The 22,644-nt window shown below is 40.9% G+C and carries 5 protein-coding genes; 4 read left to right on the forward strand and 1 reads right to left on the reverse strand.

The window, feature by feature from the left end:
- The first annotated feature begins 354 nt into the window (after positions 1-354).
- The 3 genes from OGZ34_RS08020 to OGZ34_RS08030 are packed head-to-tail and all read left to right on the forward strand — an operon-like array spanning position 355 to position 21,175.
- Entirely contained in the window at positions 355-18,267 is a 17,913-nt protein-coding gene (locus OGZ34_RS08020; protein ID WP_263362689.1) for an Ig-like domain-containing protein, read from the forward strand.
- 49 nt (positions 18,268-18,316) lie between these two features.
- On the forward strand, positions 18,317-19,222 hold the full coding sequence (locus tag OGZ34_RS08025; protein ID WP_263362690.1) for a PorP/SprF family type IX secretion system membrane protein: 906 nt from the start codon (positions 18,317-18,319) through the stop codon (positions 19,220-19,222).
- Between the two features lie 12 nt (positions 19,223-19,234).
- Positions 19,235-21,175: an OmpA family protein gene (locus OGZ34_RS08030; RefSeq protein WP_263362691.1), complete on the forward strand. Its 1,941-nt coding sequence runs from the start codon at positions 19,235-19,237 to the stop codon at positions 21,173-21,175.
- A 507-nt stretch (positions 21,176-21,682) separates the two neighbouring features.
- Here the strand turns inward: OGZ34_RS08030 and OGZ34_RS08035 are convergent.
- Positions 21,683-22,018: a hypothetical protein gene (locus OGZ34_RS08035; protein WP_317853252.1), complete on the reverse strand. Its 336-nt coding sequence runs from the start codon at positions 22,016-22,018 to the stop codon at positions 21,683-21,685.
- Between the two features lie 107 nt (positions 22,019-22,125).
- Here OGZ34_RS08035 and OGZ34_RS08040 point away from each other — a divergent pair, with 107 nt between their 5' ends.
- Complete coding sequence (locus tag OGZ34_RS08040; RefSeq protein ID WP_263362692.1) at positions 22,126-22,344, forward strand: helix-turn-helix transcriptional regulator; 219 nt, start codon at positions 22,126-22,128, stop codon at positions 22,342-22,344.
- Positions 22,345-22,644 lie beyond the last annotated feature (300 nt).

Below are 22,644 nucleotides of genomic sequence, written 5' to 3' on the forward strand. Positions count from 1 at the left end.
TTATCAGTTCGTTATCAAATAGTGATTTTTTTTGTAGTCAAAAGAGTGTTACGGTCGATAAAAAGTGTTATTCAACGTTAATATGGGTAGTTTGTCGAAAAATGTAGCTGATAGCCAGTTGTTTGCATATTTTCGCGCCTCCAAAACTACTAATTTAACCAATAAGACAATTTGTGTCTTGAACCTAAATACTTATGGTCCAAACGCTACCTTTTTTTGATAAAGCCTTTAAGAAGTATTTTTTAAGACTTCAAAAATCCATTCATATTATTTTATCGTATCTATTCTGTATGTTGAATACTCCAGTTGGTTTTTCAGCATCTGGTATTTCTATTTCTAAAACCCCAGTTGTTTATGTGTAACTTTACTTTTAACAAGTTTAATTTTTTTAAGCAAATCTTTTTTGTTTTGTTTTTTGGGTTAACATCATTACCAGCGTTTTCACAAATTTGTGGAACACCTGGAGGTGACGGACCTGTTACCGTATCAAGTTCTGTAAATACTTATTTCCCTATTTCGGGCAATATAACATTGAATGCAGGAGCTCAATCGATAGTATTAGCTGCAGTACCGGCAACAGATCAGTATTCTAATAATTTTGGGGCAGCCCCAATTTCGGTAGGAGATCTTATTTTGATTATTCAAATGCAGGATGCTACAATAGATTATACCAATACAACCAGCTATGGTTCAGGAACCTCAAACAGTGGTCCTGATAATTTAGGAGGTACAGGATTTACATCTCTTGGAAATACGGGAGTTTTTGAATATGTTATAGCAACTAATAATGTCCCGCTAACTGGCGGGAATTTAACGTTTAAAGGTACTGGTACCAATGGCGGTGTTTTAAACAGTTTTTATAATGCAGATGCTACAACAACAGCAACAACAACAACAAGAGGGAAAAGAACATTTCAAATTGTCAGAGTACCACAATATTCTAATCTAACACTAACTTCTTCTATCACTACGCCGCCTTTTAATGGTGTTGCAGGTGGTGTTATTGCTTTTAATGTTTCCGGAACATTCAATTTTGGGGGTTTTTCTATTGATGGAAATGCTCGTGGTTTTAGAGGAGGTTATAGCCCAAAAGCGGATTCCAACCTTAATGATTCTAAAATTTATGTTGGATTATCCGGTAATAATGCAATTTCAGGAAAGGGAGAAGGAATAGCGGGAACACCTCGTTATATGTGGGACGGATTCAATCAGGTTGATAATTTAGTGGAAGGAATGCCGGGAGGGTCTGCAGGAAGAGGAGCTCCAGCTAATGCCGGAGGTGGAGGTAATGACCACAATTCCGGAGGTGGAGGTGGAGGTAATGGCGGATTTGGAGGCTTAGGTGGTGCAGGCTGGCAAGGTGGAGGAGGTAATGTTCTTCCCCTGACAGGAGGAGGAAGACCGGGTTTCAGATCTTATATTACAGCAACTCCATTTCCAAGACTTGTCATGGGAGGCGGTGGAGGTGCCGGAGATGCCAATAATGCCTCAACTGGAGTAAAAGGTGGAGTAGGTGGTGCCATAATTCTTATTAATGCAGGTACAGTTCAAGGGAACGGTAATATTTATGCCAATGGAGGAAAAGGAGCGCCAGGTACTTTTTCAGGAGCACCGGATGGAGCCGGAGGTGGTGGAGCCGGAGGAACGGTATTATTAAACATCTCAAATAATAGCAATACGACCATCAGAATAGAAGCTGATGGAGGTGCAGGAGGGAATACTGAAAATGATAATAATAATTCACACGGACCTGGTGGTGGTGGTGGTGGTGGAATGATTAGGCATAATCTTACTGGTACCGTTACACTTACGACCACTGTATTAGGAGGAATTTCAGGAAAATCTAATGCAGGTGCCGGAATTACGAATGGTGCCATAGGTGGAACAGCAGGAAGTGTGGCAACTTTTACAGCGCAGGACGTACCACCAAATTTGCAGGTGAACTCAAATTGTTTTCCTATTTTGGATACAAAGGTAAAAGCATTATCGACAGCTTCAGCCTGTAATTCTATTGGAGAGAAGGTTTCTTATGAAATTCAGATCAAAAATACAGGAGTAGGGAATGCTGCAGGAGTTCTTTTAGACTTTCTTTTTCCAACAGGTATTGAATTTGATTCTGCTACAGCAACATATTCCGCTGAAGCCACAGGGCCTTCGGGAGCATTGACAAATACTGCTACAGCTAATAATCCGCAATTTGGAGGTTTTAATATTGCGCAAAATGGAGTTGTTACAATAACCTTAACAGGAAAAGTAGCGGCGTCTATTGCTGCGGGAACCTATAGTGCCAATGCACAGGCTTTGTATCTTGATCCAACACGTACTACTACTAATTCAAGCAGAAGAATAACACCATTTGTAAATGCCTATGGTTCTGCAAATAAGAACTATGAAGGAGCAAGCCAGGCAAATGTACCCGGAACAAACTTTAAGGGGAGTGGAGAAACGGTAGATGATATCACAATTTTGGCTTTGCCAGCCACTCCAACAGCTACAGTGACGCAATCAAGTTGTCTTACACCAACAGGAACAATAACAGTAAACACTCCTGCCCCAGGGCCGGGAATCAGTTACACCTTAAGAGGAACAAATCCGGTAACGGCACCAGTAAACAATACAAATGGTGTCTTTTCGGGATTAGTGGCAAACAGCTATGTACTGACTACAACAAATGCTCAGGGATGTACTTCGGCACCTACTGCAAGTATGACTATCAATTCAGTTGCGGGAGCACCGACAACTACAGGAGTTTCGATTTGTCAGGGAGGTAGCGGATCATTAACAGCTACTTCTACATGTTCAAATTCGGGTGCTATACAGTGGTATACATCGGCTATAAGTTTAACACCAATATTTACAGGTGCATCTTTTAATCCGGTAGGTGTTGCGGGATCAGGTTTGACAAATACAAATACAGCGGGGACCACAACGTATTATGCGGCTTGCTCAGGTATTGGAAGCTGTAGAACAGCAACAAATTTTGTTATCAATGCAATACCAACAATTGCCGCAACAACACCAGCTGCAAGATGTGATGCAGGATCGGTAACATTAGGCGCGACAGCTTCGTCAGGAACAATTAACTGGTATGCTGCAGCTACTGGTGGTACATCATTGGCAACTGGAACTAGTTTTGCTACACCAAATTTATCAACAACTACTACTTATTATGTCGATGCAACCGGAAATGGATGTACTACAGGAACGAGAACAGCAGTTGTAGCTACAATAAATACAAGACCAACAATAGATTCAACTACACAAGACTCCAGATGTGGTGCAGGAACATTAACATTAAATGCAACAGCATCAGCAGGAGCGACTATTAACTGGTATGCTGCTTCGACAGGTGGTACATCATTAAAAACAGGAGCGAGTTATACCACACCAAGTTTATCAACTACAACTACTTATTATGTAGAAGCTACTTCACCGGAAGGATGTACTTCGTCATCAAGAATTGCAGTTGCGGCAGTTGTAAATACAGCTTCTACAATTGTATTTACCAGTGGTAGCCAAAACCCGGCAATTTGTAATGGAACAGCTATTCCAAGTACTGTTTATACTTTTGGAGGAAGTGCAACCAATGCTACAGCATCAAACTTACCGGCTGGTTTATCAGTTTCAGTGGATTCCAGTGCAAAAACAATAACCGTTTCAGGAACACCAACAGCAAGTGGGACTTACACTATAACAACCGTTGGACATACAGCACCGTGTACGGCCGCTACAATAAGTGGTACTGTTACGGTAACTACCGCATCAAATGCAGGTACTTTATCGGGTGCTCAAAACATTTGTGTTGGAGGGACTACTACATTCACTACAAACGGAAATTCAAATGGAAGCTGGTCAAGCGGTACTATAGGAGTTGCAACAGTAAATGCTTCAACAGGAGTAATCATTGGGGTTGCAGCAGGAACAGCCACAATATCATATACAGTAACCGGAACAGGCGGTTGTGGAAATGCCACAGCTACCAGAACGGTAACAGTAACAGCAGCACCAAATGCGGGTACTTTATCGGGTACACAAAACATTTGTGTTGCTCAAAAAACAACATTCACTTCCAATGGAGCAAGTGGCGGAAGCTGGTCAAGCAATAATACAACAGTTGCTACAGTAGATGCTTTAACAGGAGAAATTACAGGAGCTGCAGCAGGTACTGCAACAATATCATATACAGTAACCGGAACAGGCGGTTGTGGAAATGCCACAGCTACCAGAACGGTAACGGTAACAGCAGCACCAAATGCGGGTACTTTATCAGGTACACAAAATATTTGTGTTGCTCAAAAAACAACATTCACTTCCAATGGAGCAAGTGGCGGAAGCTGGTCAAGCAATAATACAACAGTTGCTACAGTAGATGCTTTAACAGGAGAAATTACAGGAGCTGCAGCAGGTACTGCAACAATATCTTATACGGTAACCGGAACAGGCGGTTGTGGAAATGCCACAGCTACCAGAACGGTAACGGTAACAGCAGTACCAAATGCGGGTACTTTATCAGGTACACAAAACATTTGTGTTGCTCAAAAAACAACATTCACTTCCAATGGAGCAAGTGGTGGAAGCTGGTCAAGCAATAATACAACAGTTGCTACAGTAGATGCTTTAACAGGAGAAATTACAGGAGCTGCAGCAGGTACTGCAACAATATCATATACAGTAACCGGAACAGGCGGTTGTGGAAATGCCACAGCTACCAGAACGGTAACGGTAACAGCAGCACCAAATGCGGGTACTTTATCAGGTACACAAAATATTTGTGTTGCTCAAAAAACAACATTCACTTCCAATGGAGCAAGTGGCGGAAGCTGGTCAAGCAATAATACAACAGTTGCTACAGTAGATGCTTTAACAGGAGAAATTACAGGAGCTGCAGCAGGTACTGCAACAATATCTTATACGGTAACCGGAACAGGCGGTTGTGGAAATGCCACAGCTACCAGAACAGTAACGGTAACAGCAGCACCAAATGCGGGTACTTTATCAGGTACACAAAACATTTGTGTTGCTCAAAAAACAACATTCACTTCCAATGGAGCAAGTGGCGGAAGCTGGTCAAGTAATAATACAACAGTTGCTACAGTAGATGCTTTAACAGGAGAAATTACAGGAGCTGCAGCAGGAACAGCCACAATATCATATACAGTAACCGGAACAGGTGGTTGTGGAAATGCCACAGCTACCAGAACGGTAACGGTAACAGCAGCACCAAATGCGGGTACTTTATCGGGTACACAAAACATTTGTGTTGCTCAAAAAACAACATTCACTTCCAATGGAGCAAGTGGCGGAAGCTGGTCAAGTAATAATACAACAGTTGCTACAGTAGATGCTTTAACAGGAGAAATTACAGGAGCTGCAGCAGGTACTGCAACAATATCATATACAGTAACCGGAACAGGTGGTTGTGGAAATGCCACAGCTACCAGAACGGTAACGGTAACAGCAGCACCAAATGCGGGTACTTTATCGGGTACACAAAACATTTGTGTTGCTCAAAAAACAACATTCACTTCCAATGGAGCAAGTGGCGGAAGCTGGTCAAGTAATAATACAACAGTTGCTACAGTAGATGCTTTAACAGGAGAAATTACAGGAGCTGCAGCAGGTACTGCAACAATATCATATACAGTAACCGGAACAGGCGGTTGTGGAAATGCCACAGCTACCAGAACAGTAACGGTAACAGCAGCACCAAATGCGGGTACTTTATCGGGTACACAAAACATTTGTCCTGCAGCGACAACAACATTTATTTCTAATGGAACAGGTGGTGGAAGCTGGTCAAGCAATAATACAATAGTTGCTACAGTAGATGCTTCTGGAGTAATTACAGGAAAAGCGCTCGGTACAGCCACAATATCTTATACAGTAACGGGAACAGGAGGTTGTGCTGATGCAATTGTTACTAGAACGGTAACGATAAGTGACACTCAGAAACCGACAAAACCAGTTTTGGCGGATGTAACTGGTGAGTGCAGTGCTACAGCCACAGCACCTACTACGACAGATGCTTGTTCAGGTACTATTACAGGAACTACTACAGATCCTTTAACATACAACACTCAAGGAACACATAACATCACTTGGAGTTTTGATGATGGGAACGGTAATGTAGAAACAGCAGTTCAAAAAGTTATCGTAAAAGACACTCAGAAACCGACAAAACCAGTTTTGGCGGATGTAACTGGTGAGTGCAGTGCTACAGCCACAGCACCTACTACGACAGATGCTTGTTCAGGTACTATTACAGGAACTACTACAGATCCTTTAACATACAACACTCAAGGAACACATAACATCACTTGGAGTTTTGATGATGGGAACGGTAATGTAGAAACAGCAGTTCAAAAAGTTATCGTAAAAGACACTCAGAAACCGACAAAACCAGTTTTGGCGGATGTAACTGGTGAGTGCAGTGCTACAGCCACAGCACCTACTACGACAGATACTTGTTCAGGCACTATTACAGGAACTACTACAGATCCTTTAACATACAACACTCAAGGAACACATAACATTACTTGGAGTTTTGATGATGGGAACGGTAATGTAGAAACAGCAGTTCAAAAAGTTATCGTAAAAGACACTCAGAAACCGACAAAACCAGTTTTGGCGGATGTAACTGGTGAGTGCAGTGCTACAGCCACAGCACCTACTACGACAGATACTTGTTCAGGCACTATTACAGGAACTACTACAGATCCTTTAACATACAACACTCAAGGAACACATAACATCACTTGGAGTTTTGATGATGGGAACGGTAATGTAGAAACAGCAGTTCAAAAAGTTATCGTAAAAGACACTCAGAAACCGACAAAACCAGTTTTGGCGGATGTAACTGGTGAGTGCAGTGCTACAGCCACAGCACCTACTACGACAGATGCTTGTTCAGGTACTATTACAGGAACTACTACAGATCCTTTAACATACAACACTCAAGGAACACATAACATTACTTGGAGTTTTGATGATGGGAACGGTAATGTAGAAACAGCAGTTCAAAAAGTTATCGTAAAAGACACTCAGAAACCGACAAAACCAGTTTTGGCGGATGTAACTGGTGAGTGCAGTGCTACAGCCACAGCACCTACTACGACAGATGCTTGTTCAGGTACTATTACAGGAACTACTACAGATCCTTTAACATACAACACTCAAGGAACACATAACATCACTTGGAGTTTTGATGATGGGAACGGTAATGTAGAAACAGCAGTTCAAAAAGTTATCGTAAAAGACACTCAGAAACCGACAAAACCAGTTTTGGCGGATGTAACTGGTGAGTGCAGTGCTACAGCCACAGCGCCTACTACGACAGATGCTTGTTCAGGTACTATTACAGGAACTACTACAGATCCTTTAACATACAACACTCAAGGAACACATAACATTACTTGGAGTTTTGATGATGGGAACGGTAATGTAGAAACAGCAGTTCAAAAAGTTATCGTAAAAGACACTCAGAAACCGACAAAACCAGTTTTGGCGGATGTAACTGGTGAGTGCAGTGCTACAGCCACAGCACCTACTACGACAGATACTTGTTCAGGCACTATTACAGGAACTACTACAGATCCTTTAACATACAACACTCAAGGAACACATAACATCACTTGGAGTTTTGATGATGGGAACGGTAATGTAGAAACAGCAGTTCAAAAAGTTATCGTAAAAGACACTCAGAAACCGACAAAACCAGTTTTGGCGGATGTAACTGGTGAGTGCAGTGCTACAGCCACAGCACCTACTACGACAGATGCTTGTTCAGGTACTATTACAGGAACTACTACAGATCCTTTAACATACAACACTCAAGGAACACATAACATTACTTGGAGTTTTGATGATGGGAACGGTAATGTAGAAACAGCAGTTCAAAAAGTTATCGTAAAAGACACTCAGAAACCGACTATTACGTGTCCAACTAATGTGACTGTTTTGGCGGATGCTGGTTCATGTATGGCTACCGGAGTTGCTTTAGGAACTCCAACAACAAGTGATAACTGCTCAGTAACGGTGACTAATGACGCCCCATCAAGCTTCCCAATCGGTATCACTACTGTAACGTGGACGGCTAAAGATGTGGCTGGAAATATAGAAACTTGTACGCAAACGGTGAAAGTAATTGGACCAATCAAAGCTAATGAAGATCGTGTAACATCCTTTAATGGAATTCTGGGAGGAATCGCAGTTCCAAGTGTTCTGGACAATGACTCTCTGAACTGTAAAAATGTAGTCAGTAATGAAGTTATAATTACTTCGACTACAACGTTACCTTCAAATTTAAATTTTGACACTAATACAGGAGCCGTTACAGTTCAGCCAAATACGCCAACTGGAACTTACACTTTTGATTATCAGATTTGCGAGGTTGCAAATCCAACAGCAAACTGTGCAACAACTACAGTTACTATTATTGTGCAAAATCCAATCGTAGCCAACATTGACAATACCTACCCAGTTCAAACACCGGGTACAACAACGGCAACCACAGTTGGAAATGTAACAGCAAACGATACCCTAAACGGACAGCCGGTAACAGCAGCCAATACCAATGTAACCCCAATCAAAACAGGTCCATTGAGCATTGATGCAGACGGAGTATTAACCTTAGATCCAAACACTGTATCGGGCACGTACCAAATCACTTATACTATTTGTGAAGAGGGTGCTACCCCTGTAAATTGTTCAACCACTACTGCTACAGTTGAAGTTAAAAATCCAATCGTAGCCAACATTGACAATACCTACCCAGTTCAAACACCGGGTACAACAACGGCAACCACAGTTGGAAATGTAACAGCGAATGATACCCTAAACGGACAGCCGGTAACAGCAGCCAATACCAATGTAACCCCAATCAAAACAGGTCCATTGAGCATTGATGCAGACGGAGTATTAACCTTAGATCCAAACACTGTATCGGGCACGTACCAAATCACTTATACTATTTGTGAAGAGGGTGCTACCCCTGTAAATTGTTCAACCACTACTGCTACAGTTGAAGTTAAAAATCCAATCGTAGCCAACATTGACAATACCTACCCAGTTCAAACACCGGGTACAACAACGGCAACCACAGTTGGAAATGTAACAGCAAACGATACCCTAAACGGACAGCCGGTAACAGCAGCCAATACCAATGTAACCCCAATCAAAACAGGTCCATTGAGCATTGATGCAGACGGAGTATTAACCTTAGATCCAAACACTGTATCGGGCACGTACCAAATCACTTATACTATTTGTGAAGAGGGTGCTACCCCTGTAAATTGTTCAACCACTACTGCTACAGTTGAAGTTAAAAATCCAATCGTAGCCAACATTGACAATACCTACCCAGTTCAAACACCGGGTACAACAACGGCAACCACAGTTGGAAATGTAACAGCGAATGATACCCTAAACGGACAGCCGGTAACAGCAGCCAATACCAATGTAACCCCAATCAAAACAGGTCCATTGAGCATTGATGCAGACGGAGTATTAACCTTAGATCCAAACACTGTATCGGGCACGTACCAAATCACTTATACTATTTGTGAAGAGGGTGCTACCCCTGTAAATTGTTCAACCACTACTGCTACAGTTGAAGTTAAAAATCCAATCGTAGCCAACATTGACAATACCTACCCAGTTCAAACACCGGGTACAACAACGGCAACCACAGTTGGAAATGTAACAGCGAATGATACCCTAAACGGACAGCCGGTAACAGCAGCCAATACCAATGTAACCCCAATCAAAACAGGTCCATTGAGCATTGATGCAGACGGAGTATTAACCTTAGATCCAAACACTGTATCGGGCACGTACCAAATCACTTATACTATTTGTGAAGAGGGTGCTACCCCTGTAAATTGTTCAACCACTACTGCTACAGTTGAAGTTAAAAATCCAATCGTAGCCAACATTGACAATACCTACCCAGTTCAAACACCGGGTACAACAACGGCAACCACAGTTGGAAATGTAACAGCAAACGATACCCTAAACGGACAGCCGGTAACAGCAGCCAATACCAATGTAACCCCAATCAAAACAGGTCCATTGAGCATTGATGCAGACGGAGTATTAACCTTAGATCCAAACACTGTATCGGGCACGTACCAAATCACTTATACTATTTGTGAAGAGGGTGCTACCCCTGTAAATTGTTCAACGACTACTGCTACAGTTGAAGTTAAAAATCCAATCGTAGCCAACATTGACAATACCTACCCAGTTCAAACACCGGGTACAACAACGGCAACCACAGTTGGAAATGTAACAGCGAATGATACCCTAAACGGACAGCCGGTAACAGCAGCCAATACCAGTGTAACCCCAATCAAAACGGGTCCATTGAGCATTGATGCAGACGGAGTATTAACCTTAGATCCAAACACTGTATCGGGCACGTACCAAATCACTTATACTATTTGTGAAGAGGGTGCAACCCCTGTAAATTGTTCAACCACTACTGCTACAGTTGAAGTTAAAAATCCAATCGTAGCCAACATTGACAATACCTACCCAGTTCAAACACCGGGTACAACAACAGCAACCACAGTTGGAAACGTAACAGCAAACGATACCCTAAACGGACAGCCGGTAACAGCAGCCAATACCAATGTAACCCCAGTCAAAACAGGTCCATTGAGCATTGATGCAGACGGAGTACTAACCTTAGATCCAAACACTGTATCGGGCACGTACCAAATCACTTATACTATTTGTGAAGACGGTGCAACCCCTGTAAATTGTTCAACCACTACTGCTACAGTTGAAGTTAAAAATCCAATCGTAGCCAACATTGACAATACTTACCCAGTTCAAACACCGGGTACAACAACGGCAACCACAGTTGGAAATGTAACAGCGAATGATACCCTAAACGGACAGCCGGTAACAGCAGCCAATACCAGTGTAACCCCAATCAAAACGGGTCCATTGAGCATTGATGCAGACGGAGTATTAACCTTAGATCCAAACACTGTATCGGGCACGTACCAAATCACTTATACTATTTGTGAAGAGGGTGCTACCCCTGTAAATTGTTCAACCACTACTGCTACAGTTGAAGTTAAAAATCCAATCGTAGCCAACATTGACAATACCTACCCAGTTCAAACACCGGGTACAACAACGGCAACCACAGTTGGAAATGTAACAGCAAACGATACCCTAAACGGACAGCCGGTAACAGCAGCCAATACCAATGTAACCCCAATCAAAACAGGTCCATTGAGCATTGATGCAGACGGAGTATTAACCTTAGATCCAAACACTGTATCGGGCACGTACCAAATCACTTATACTATTTGTGAAGACGGTGCAACCCCTGTAAATTGTTCAACGACTACTGCTACAGTTGAAGTTAAAAATCCAATCGTAGCCAACATTGACAATACTTACCCAGTTCAAACACCGGGTACAACAACGGCAACCACAGTTGGAAATGTAACAGCGAATGATACCCTAAACGGACAGCCGGTAACAGCAGCCAATACCAGTGTAACCCCAATCAAAACGGGTCCATTGAGCATTGATGCAGACGGAGTATTAACCTTAGATCCAAACACTGTATCGGGCACGTACCAAATCACTTATACTATTTGTGAAGAGGGTGCAACCCCTGTAAATTGTTCAACCACTACTGCTACAGTTGAAGTTAAAAATCCAATCGTAGCCAACATTGACAATACCTACCCAGTTCAAACACCGGGTACAACAACGGCAACCACAGTTGGAAATGTAACAGCAAACGATACCCTAAACGGACAGCCGGTAACAGCAGCCAATACCAATGTAACCCCAATCAAAACAGGTCCATTGAGCATTGATGCAGACGGAGTATTAACCTTAGATCCAAACACTGTATCGGGCACGTACCAAATCACTTATACTATTTGTGAAGAGGGTGCTACCCCTGTAAATTGTTCAACCACTACTGCTACAGTTGAAGTTAAAAATCCAATCGTAGCCAACATTGACAATACCTACCCAGTTCAAACACCGGGTACAACAACGGCAACCACAGTTGGAAATGTAACAGCGAATGATACCCTAAACGGACAGCCGGTAACCGCAGCCAATACCAATGTAACCCCAATCAAAACAGGTCCATTGAGCATTGATGCAGACGGAGTATTAACCTTAGATCCAAACACTGTATCGGGCACGTACCAAATCACTTATACTATTTGTGAAGAGGGTGCTACCCCTGTAAATTGTTCAACCACTACTGCTACAGTTGAAGTTAAAAATCCAATCGTAGCCAACATTGACAATACCTACCCAGTTCAAACACCGGGTACAACAACGGCAACCACAGTTGGAAATGTAACAGCGAATGATACCCTAAACGGACAGCCGGTAACAGCAGCCAATACCAGTGTAACCCCAATCAAAACGGGTCCATTGAGCATTGATGCAGACGGAGTATTAACCTTAGATCCAAACACTGTATCGGGCACGTACCAAATCACTTATACTATTTGTGAAGAGGGTGCAACCCCTGTAAATTGTTCAACCACTACTGCTACAGTTGAAGTTAAAAATCCAATCGTAGCCAACATTGACAATACCTACCCAGTTCAAACACCGGGTACAACAACGGCAACCACAGTTGGAAATGTAACAGCAAACGATACCCTAAACGGACAGCCGGTAACAGCAGCCAATACCAATGTAACCCCAATCAAAACAGGTCCATTGAGCATTGATGCAGACGGAGTATTAACCTTAGATCCAAACACTGTATCGGGCACGTACCAAATCACTTATACTATTTGTGAAGAGGGTGCTACCCCTGTAAATTGTTCAACCACTACTGCTACAGTTGAAGTTAAAAATCCAATCGTAGCCAACATTGACAATACCTACCCAGTTCAAACACCGGGTACAACAACAGCAACCACAGTTGGAAACGTAACAGCAAACGACACCCTAAACGGACAGCCAGTAACAGCAGCCAATACCAGTGTAACCCCAATCAAAACGGGTCCATTGAGCATTGATGCAGACGGAGTATTAACCTTAGATCCAAACACTGTATCGGGCACGTACCAAATCACTTATACTATTTGTGAAGACGGTGCAACCCCTGTAAATTGTTCAACCACTACTGCTACAGTTGAAGTTAAAAATCCAATCGTAGCCAACATTGACAATACCTACCCAGTTCAAACACCGGGTACAACAACGGCAACCACAGTTGGAAACGTAACAGCAAACGATACCCTAAACGGACAGCCGGTAACAGCAGCCAATACTAATGTAACCCCAGTCAAAACAGGTCCATTGAGCATTGATGCAGACGGAGTATTAACCTTAGATCCAAACACTGTATCGGGCACGTACCAAATCACTTATACTATTTGTGAAGAGGGTGCAACCCCTGTAAATTGTTCAACCACTACTGCTACAGTTGAAGTTAAAAATCCAATCGTAGCCAACATTGACAATACCTACCCAGTTCAAACACCGGGTACAACAACGGCAACCACAGTTGGAAATGTAACAGCAAACGATACCCTAAACGGACAGCCGGTAACAGCAGCCAATACCAATGTAACCCCAGTCAAAACAGGTCCATTGAGCATTGATGCAGACGGAGTATTAACCTTAGATCCAAACACTGTATCGGGCACGTACCAAATCACTTATACTATTTGTGAAGACGGTGCAACCCCTGTAAATTGTTCAACGACTACTGCTACAGTTGAAGTTAAAAATCCAATCGTAGCCAACATTGACAATACTTACCCAGTTCAAACACCGGGTACAACAACGGCAACCACAGTTGGAAATGTAACAGCGAATGATACCCTAAACGGACAGCCGGTAACAGCAGCCAATACCAGTGTAACCCCAATCAAAACGGGTCCATTGAGCATTGATGCAGACGGAGTATTAACCTTAGATCCAAACACTGTATCGGGCACGTACCAAATCACTTATACTATTTGTGAAGAGGGTGCAACCCCTGTAAATTGTTCAACCACTACTGCTACAGTTGAAGTTAAAAATCCAATCGTAGCCAACATTGACAATACCTACCCAGTTCAAACACCGGGTACAACAACGGCAACCACAGTTGGAAATGTAACAGCAAACGATACCCTAAACGGACAGCCGGTAACAGCAGCCAATACCAATGTAACCCCAATCAAAACAGGTCCATTGAGCATTGATGCAGACGGAGTATTAACCTTAGATCCAAACACTGTATCGGGCACGTACCAAATCACTTATACTATTTGTGAAGAGGGTGCTACCCCTGTAAATTGTTCAACCACTACTGCTACAGTTGAAGTTAAAAATCCAATCGTAGCCAACATTGACAATACCTACCCAGTTCAAACACCGGGTACAACAACAGCAACCACAGTTGGAAATGTAACAGCGAATGATACCCTAAACGGACAGCCGGTAACCGCAGCCAATACCAATGTAACCCCAATCAAAACAGGTCCATTGAGCATTGATGCAGACGGAGTATTAACCTTAGATCCAAACACTGTATCGGGCACGTACCAAATCACTTATACTATTTGTGAAGAGGGTGCTACCCCTGTAAATTGTTCAACCACTACTGCTACAGTTGAAGTTAAAAATCCAATCGTAGCCAACATTGACAATACCTACCCAGTTCAAACACCGGGTACAACAACGGCAACCACAGTTGGAAATGTAACAGCGAATGATACCCTAAACGGACAGCCGGTAACAGCAGCCAATACCAGTGTAACCCCAATCAAAACGGGTCCATTGAGCATTGATGCAGACGGAGTATTAACCTTAGATCCAAACACTGTATCGGGCACGTACCAAATCACTTATACTATTTGTGAAGAGGGTGCAACCCCTGTAAATTGTTCAACCACTACTGCTACAGTTGAAGTTAAAAATCCAATCGTAGCCAACATTGACAATACCTACCCAGTTCAAACACCGGGTACAACAACGGCAACCACAGTTGGAAATGTAACAGCAAACGATACCCTAAACGGACAGCCGGTAACAGCAGCCAATACCAATGTAACCCCAATCAAAACAGGTCCATTGAGCATTGATGCAGACGGAGTATTAACCTTAGATCCAAACACTGTATCGGGCACGTACCAAATCACTTATACTATTTGTGAAGAGGGTGCTACCCCTGTAAATTGTTCAACCACTACTGCTACAGTTGAAGTTAAAAATCCAATCGTAGCCAACATTGACAATACCTACCCAGTTCAAACACCGGGTACAACAACAGCAACCACAGTTGGAAACGTAACAGCAAACGACACCCTAAACGGACAGCCAGTAACAGCAGCCAATACCAGTGTAACCCCAATCAAAACGGGTCCATTGAGCATTGATGCAGACGGAGTATTAACCTTAGATCCAAACACTGTATCGGGCACGTACCAAATCACTTATACTATTTGTGAAGAGGGTGCTACCCCTGTAAATTGTTCAACCACTACTGCTACAGTTGAAGTTAAAAATCCAATCGTAGCCAACATTGACAATACCTACCCAGTTCAAACACCGGGTACAACAACGGCAACCACAGTTGGAAATGTAACAGCGAATGATACCCTAAACGGACAGCCGGTAACAGCAGCCAATACCAGTGTAACCCCAATCAAAACGGGTCCATTGAGCATTGATGCAGACGGAGTATTAACCTTAGATCCAAACACTGTATCGGGCACGTACCAAATCACTTATACTATTTGTGAAGAGGGTGCTACCCCTGTAAATTGTTCAACCACTACTGCTACAGTTGAAGTTAAAAATCCAATCGTAGCCAACATTGACAATACCTACCCAGTTCAAACACCGGGTACAACAACGGCAACCACAGTTGGAAATTTAACAGCGAATGATACCCTAAACGGACAGCCGGTAACAGCAGCCAATACCAATGTAACCCCAATCAAAACAGGTCCATTGAGCATTGATGCAGACGGAGTATTAACCTTAGATCCAAACACTGTATCGGGCACGTACCAAATCACTTATACTATTTGTGAAGAGGGTGCTACCCCTGTAAATTGTTCAACCACTACTGCTACAGTTGAAGTTAAAAATCCAATCGTAGCCAACATTGACAATACCTACCCAGTTCAAACACCGGGTACAACAACGGCAACCACAGTTGGAAATGTAACAGCAAACGATACCCTAAACGGACAGCCGGTAACAGCAGCCAATACCAGTGTAACCCCAATCAAAACGGGTCCATTGAGCATTGATGCAGACGGAGTATTAACCTTAGATCCAAACACTGTATCGGGCACGTACCAAATCACTTATACTATTTGTGAAGAGGGTGCAACCCCTGTAAATTGTTCAACCACTACTGCTACAGTTGAAGTTAAAAATCCAATCGTAGCTAACATTGACAATACCTACCCAGTTCAAACACCGGGTACAACAACGGCAACCACAGTTGGAAATGTAACAGCAAACGATACCCTAAACGGACAGCCGGTAACAGCAGCCAATACCAGTGTAACCCCAATCAAAACGGGTCCATTGAGCATTGATGCAGACGGAGTATTAACCTTAGATCCAAACACTGTATCGGGCACGTACCAAATCACTTATACTATTTGTGAAGAGGGTGCAACCCCTGTAAATTGTTCAACCACTACTGCTACAATTATAGTTGGAAATGGAGCGATTAAGGCATTGACGGAAACTACAGTTTCGGTAAATGGAAGTATAGGAGGAACTACAGCTTCATTAATAAATAATGATACTTTGAATGGAAATCCGGCAATAATCAAAAATAGTGTTGGAGGAGTAATCTTAAAGGCAATAAATGTTCCGACAGGATTGACTTTAAATGCAGACGGAACTGTAACCGTAAAAGCGGGAACTCCGATAGGAAGATATGAAGTAGAATATAGTATTTGCGAATATCTAAATCCAACAAACTGTGCGACTGTAAAAAGTTATGTTCCGGTAACAGGTGCAGTTATAAAAGCAAATAATGATAATGCCGGAACTGTTGACAGCAGTAAAGGACAAAGTTCTCCAACAAGTATTTTTCAGAATGATACTTTAAACGGTGTGTTATTGAATCCTTCGACTGTTATCTTAACTACCATTGTTCCAAATCCGAATTTAATTTTAGAAGCTGATGGTACAATTGAAGTAAAACCAGGAACGGCATCAGGAACTTATGAATTAACCTATCAAATTTGTGAAGCTTTAAACCCAACTAATTGCAGTCAGGCTGTTGCGAAGATTACAGTAATTAACGTTGTAGATCCAGATCCTCCAATACCTTTTGTGAAGATTGTGATTGTAAATGATGGTATTATAAATGTCGATGGTATAAATGGTTCTCTCGAATTTATCAATGTTTTGGACAATGATTTATTGAAAGGTTCACCAATTAATCCTTCAGAAGTTACATTTACTGATCTTTCAAAAAGTCCTTATTTTGAATTTAATTCTGACGGAACTGTAAATGTAAAACCAAACACTCCTGGCGGAAATTACACCTTAAATTATCAGGTTTGCGAAAAAGCACATCCAACTAATTGTGGTACCGCTACGCTAACTGTTTTTGTTGAAGTTCCTGCTATTGCAGTAATTAAAACAGCAGTATTTAATGATGAAAATGGAAGTGGATTTGCAAATGCCGGTGAAACTATTACATACAAATTTAAAGTAACCAATACTGGAAACGTTCCATTAACAGGTGTTATGATTTCTGATCCTTTACCAGGAGTTGTAGTTTCAGGACAGGCAATTGATTTAGATGTAAACGAATCTGATGAACACAATTTTACCGCTACTTATAAAATCACACAAAATGATATCAACAAAGGTAGCGTAAGCAATCAGGCAAGCGTTCAGGGAAGAAGTGGTAAAGGAGTTGTGGTCGATGATATCTCCGATGATGAAAGTAATCTGGAGGACAAACCTACCGTATTGCCTTTAACCGGATGTGTTATAAAAGTCTTTAATGCATTCTCACCAAATGGAGATGACAAAAATAGCAGATTCTATATTCAGGGCTTAGAATGTTATCCAAGCAACACGGTTGAAATTTATAACCGTTGGGGAGTTTTGGTATTTGAAATGGACAACTACAATAACGAAGATCGTGTTTTTAAAGGTTTCTCTGAAGGTCGTACCACTATAAAACAATCTGAAGGATTACCGGTAGGAACTTATTTCTACATTCTGAAATACAAAGACAACGCATCAAATCCGCATGAACAATCGGGTTATTTATATATCAACAAGTAAAAATTACGGCGGCCTGGTACTTTCGGGCCGCTTCTTAAAAGCCATTCAAATGAAAAAGATAATTTTAATGTTCCTGTTTTTTTCGGTTGTGTGTTCGGCTCAGCAAGATGCTCAATACACACAATACATGTACAATACCATTGCAATAAACCCTGCTTATGCGGGCTCTCGTGGTGCATTAAGTGTTTTCGGGTTGTACCGTACACAATGGATTGGACTGGACGGAGCACCCGAAACGAGTACTTTCTCCATCAATACACCTCTAAACAACAGTAATTTAGGATTAGGAGTTTCTTTGGTAAACGATAAAATTGGCCCTACCAACGAGAACACTTTATCAGCCGATTTGTCTTATAGTGTTCCAACCTCAGAAACTTTTAAGCTTTCTTTTGGAATAAAAGCCACAGCGAATCTTTTTAATCTGGATATCAACAAATTGAATCCCGAAAATCAGGGAGATCCGCAGTTTCAGAATTTAAACAATAGAATTACCCCTAACATTGGGGCCGGGGTTTATTGGCATTCTGACAAAGCGTATGTGGGATTATCAATTCCGAATTTTATCGAAACCAATCGTTTTAATGATGATGATACTGCAATTTTTAAAGATAAAATCAACTACTATTTAATGGCAGGCTACGTTTTTGATCTGGATTATTACATCAAATTCAAACCGGCAATATTGACCAAAATGGTTCAGGGAGCACCTTTACAAGTAGATGCTTCTGCTAACTTTATGTTCGATGATAAATTTGTCGTTGGACTGGCATATCGTTGGAGCGCCTCGCTTAGTGCAATGGCTGGTTTTCAGGTAACAGATGGTTTATATATTGGTTATGGCTACGATCATGAAACCACTAATTTAAGAAGATACAATTCCGGATCACATGAAATCTTCCTGCGTTTTGAGTTTCTTAATAATTATAATAGAATTACCTCACCAAGATTCTTTTAAAAATGTTCCTCCATGAAAAGCCAAAAAATACTATACACCTTATCATTTTTATTTCTTTTTTTTAATACAATTGCACAGACCGGCAGAATAAATTATGCCGATACCAAATACGAAAAGTACGCTTATATCGATGCCATAAAAATATACGAAAATGTGGCTGACAAAGGATATAAAGATGAAAAAATGTTTCAGCGTCTTGGGAATTCCTACTATTTTAATGGGGAGCTGGTAAAAGCTTTAAAGTGGTATGATGAATTGTTTGCAATGAAGGAACAGCAAGAGTCGGAATATTTGTACCGATATGCACAATGCCTTAAAGCTGCCGGAAATTATACTAAAGCAGATGCGACATTAGAAAAATTCAATCAAAAACTGACATCCGATAAAAGAGGGATCTTATTCGAATCCAATAAAAATTATTTGAACGAGATAAAAGCAAATTCAGGACGATTTGAAATTGCCGATGCCGGAATAAACTCTAAGTATTCAGATTATGGGAGTACTATTTTTGATAATAAACTAGTTTTTACATCTGCACGAGATACTGGCGGAGTCGCAAAGAAAAATTTCAAATGGACCAACAGCTCCTTTACCAATTTATACACTGCGGAGATGCTTCCGGATGGCAGTATAGGAACGCCAGAACGTTTTCAGAAAAAAGTAAATACAAAATTTAACGAATCAACACCTGTTTTTACAAAAGATGGGCGAACCATGTACTTTACCCGAAATAATTTTTTAAACGGAAAAAGAGGTAGAAATGATAACAAGGTCACCTTATTAAAGCTGTACAAAGCAAATTTAATAGAAGGAGAATGGAAAAACATAGAAGCACTTCCGTTTAACAGCGATCAGTACAGTGTAGCGCATCCAACTTTAAGTGTAGATGAAAAAACACTCTATTTTGCTTCAGATATGCCGGGAACGTTAGGACAGTCGGACTTGTTTAAAGTTGCCATAAATGATGATGGAACTTTTGGGAAACCTCAAAATTTAGGGGTAGGAATCAATACCGAAGGAAGAGAAACCTTTCCTTTTATTTCCGAAGATAATGAACTTTATTTTGCAACAGATGGAAGACCCGGATTGGGCGGACTTGATGTATTCGTAGCAAAAATAAATAAAGAAGGAACCTTCGAAGAAATACAAAATATTGGAGAACCAGTAAACAGTCCACAGGATGATTTTGCTTTTATAATCAATAGTAAAGACAGAAACGGATTTTTTTCTTCCAACAGAGATAATGGCCACGGACTTGATGATGTTTACCGATTCACAGAAAGAAGAAAACTGAATTGCGAGCAGGAATTAATAGGTACTATAACCGATTCGGAAACCAACACAGTTCTTTCAAATACGAAAGTAGCATTGTTCGATGAAAATTTCCAGGCTGTTGCAGAAGTTGTTTCTGATGAGAAAGGAAATTATATTTTTCCGAATGTAAAATGTGGTAAAAATTATTCTGTTCGAGCTTCAAAAATGGATTATGAGAGCAAGGAAACTCCGGTAACAATAAAAAGAAATTCCGGAAAAACGACTTTATTGATTCAGCTGGAAAAGAGAATTAAACCCATTGAAGTGGGAACAGATCTGGCAAAGACACTTGACATTCCTGTCATCTATTTTGATCTCGACAAAGCCACTATTAAAAAAGAATCCGCTTATCAGTTAGAGAAAATTGTCGAAATTCTAAAACAATACCCAGCCTTAAAATTGGATATCCGTTCACATACAGACAGCCGACAAACCCAGCAGTACAATCAGGTTCTATCCGACAAGAGAGCCAAATCAACCCGAAACTGGCTGATTCAAAAAGGAGTAGACCCAGCCCGATTAACCGCAAAAGGATACGGCGAAACCCAATTGGTAAACCAATGTTCTGATGGAGTAAAATGTACCGATGAAGAACATGAACGCAACCGAAGAAGCGAATTTGTAATCACCAATTTGTAAATAAAAAGTAATAGTTTAAAGCTCTTTTCTAAATTTTAGAAAAGGGCTTTTTTCGTTGTTATCAAATTATTCGCAATCTTGTCATCCCGAGGAACGAGGGATCACACTAGTAATTCGACAAAGATTGAAGCAGTTTCTATTCACAATCTTGTCATCCCGAGGAACGAGGGATCACACTAGTAATTCGACAAAGATTGAAGCAGTTTCTATTCACAATCTTGTCATCCCGAGGAACGAGGGATCACACTAGTAATTCGACAAAGATTGAAACAGGTTATATTCGCAATCTTGTCATCTCGAGGAACGAGGGATCACACTAGTAATTCGACAAAGATTGACGATATTGAGAATGGAGTTTTGAATGTATTTACTTCGTCAGTCGTTATCGCTCGAGTTTCCTTCGTCGAAAGGACCAAACGATGCGTAAAATACAAATTGGTACCAAACTGCCCACAACAAAAACTTTGCGTCTTAGCGTCTTTGCGAGCAAAAAAAATAGTGATTTATTCATTCATTGGCAGGGTCAGAATTCATAGCAACCATCTGGCTAATTTCACTTAAAAACTCAAATTCATCCGCGGGAAATATCTGGAGAACAGTTTCTAAAATGAGACCTACATTAATGCCAGTCTCTGAATTTTCATATCGATTCTGATTCAATGCGAGAACGCATAATTTAAGCATTTCGGTAATCACACTGCCTAACTCAGAATAATTTGCAAACTTAATTTGAGCCATACTGGTTTCTGCATTATCATTGGCCGATTTTAGAGTGTGGAAATATCGGGCGGTTAGTTTTTGTAGTTGCTCTGGATTTTTAAATTCATTTGTTTCCATCATCATTCCATATTTTATAGTTAAAGAACAAACGTACGAAAATTTTTAAATAACATATTATAGTATGTTAAAAATAATAAATAGAAAACGCAAATTGTCTGAAATTAAAAGAAGTGGATAAGTCAGAAGAATTAAAACGGTTAGGTGCTCGGATTAAAGAGTTAAGGAATTCCAAAGGATTATCACAGGCTAAATTAGGCTTATTGATCTTTAAAGATCAGCAGTCTATTCATAAAGTTGAAGCGGGTGAATTCAATCCTTCATATCTTTATTTGCTTGCATTATCTAAAGGTTTAGGAATATCAATAAAAGAACTTTTTGATTTTGAATAATTAAGTAAACTCAGAATAAAAGAAATAATAAAAAGCACTTTTCTAAACATAGAAAGGTGTTTTTTTTTGTTTAATAAAATTGTAGCATGTTACTATATGTTAATTTTTTTAGGTTTTTTCTTATGAAATTAATTAGATTTGCGATTGTAAATTGTTAGGAGTTAAAAAAATGGGCCGAAAGCCCAAAAGCATTAGCATAGTGCGTAGCGCTATGAAATTAGCGTAGTGCATCGCACTACGATTAAATAGACAAGTACCGCCCTGAAAGGGCAAAAGCAAATTAAAAAACGTAGTTCCAAA

This window comes from Flavobacterium collinsii (assembly GCF_946903285.1).
Taxonomy (GTDB): domain Bacteria; phylum Bacteroidota; class Bacteroidia; order Flavobacteriales; family Flavobacteriaceae; genus Flavobacterium; species Flavobacterium collinsii.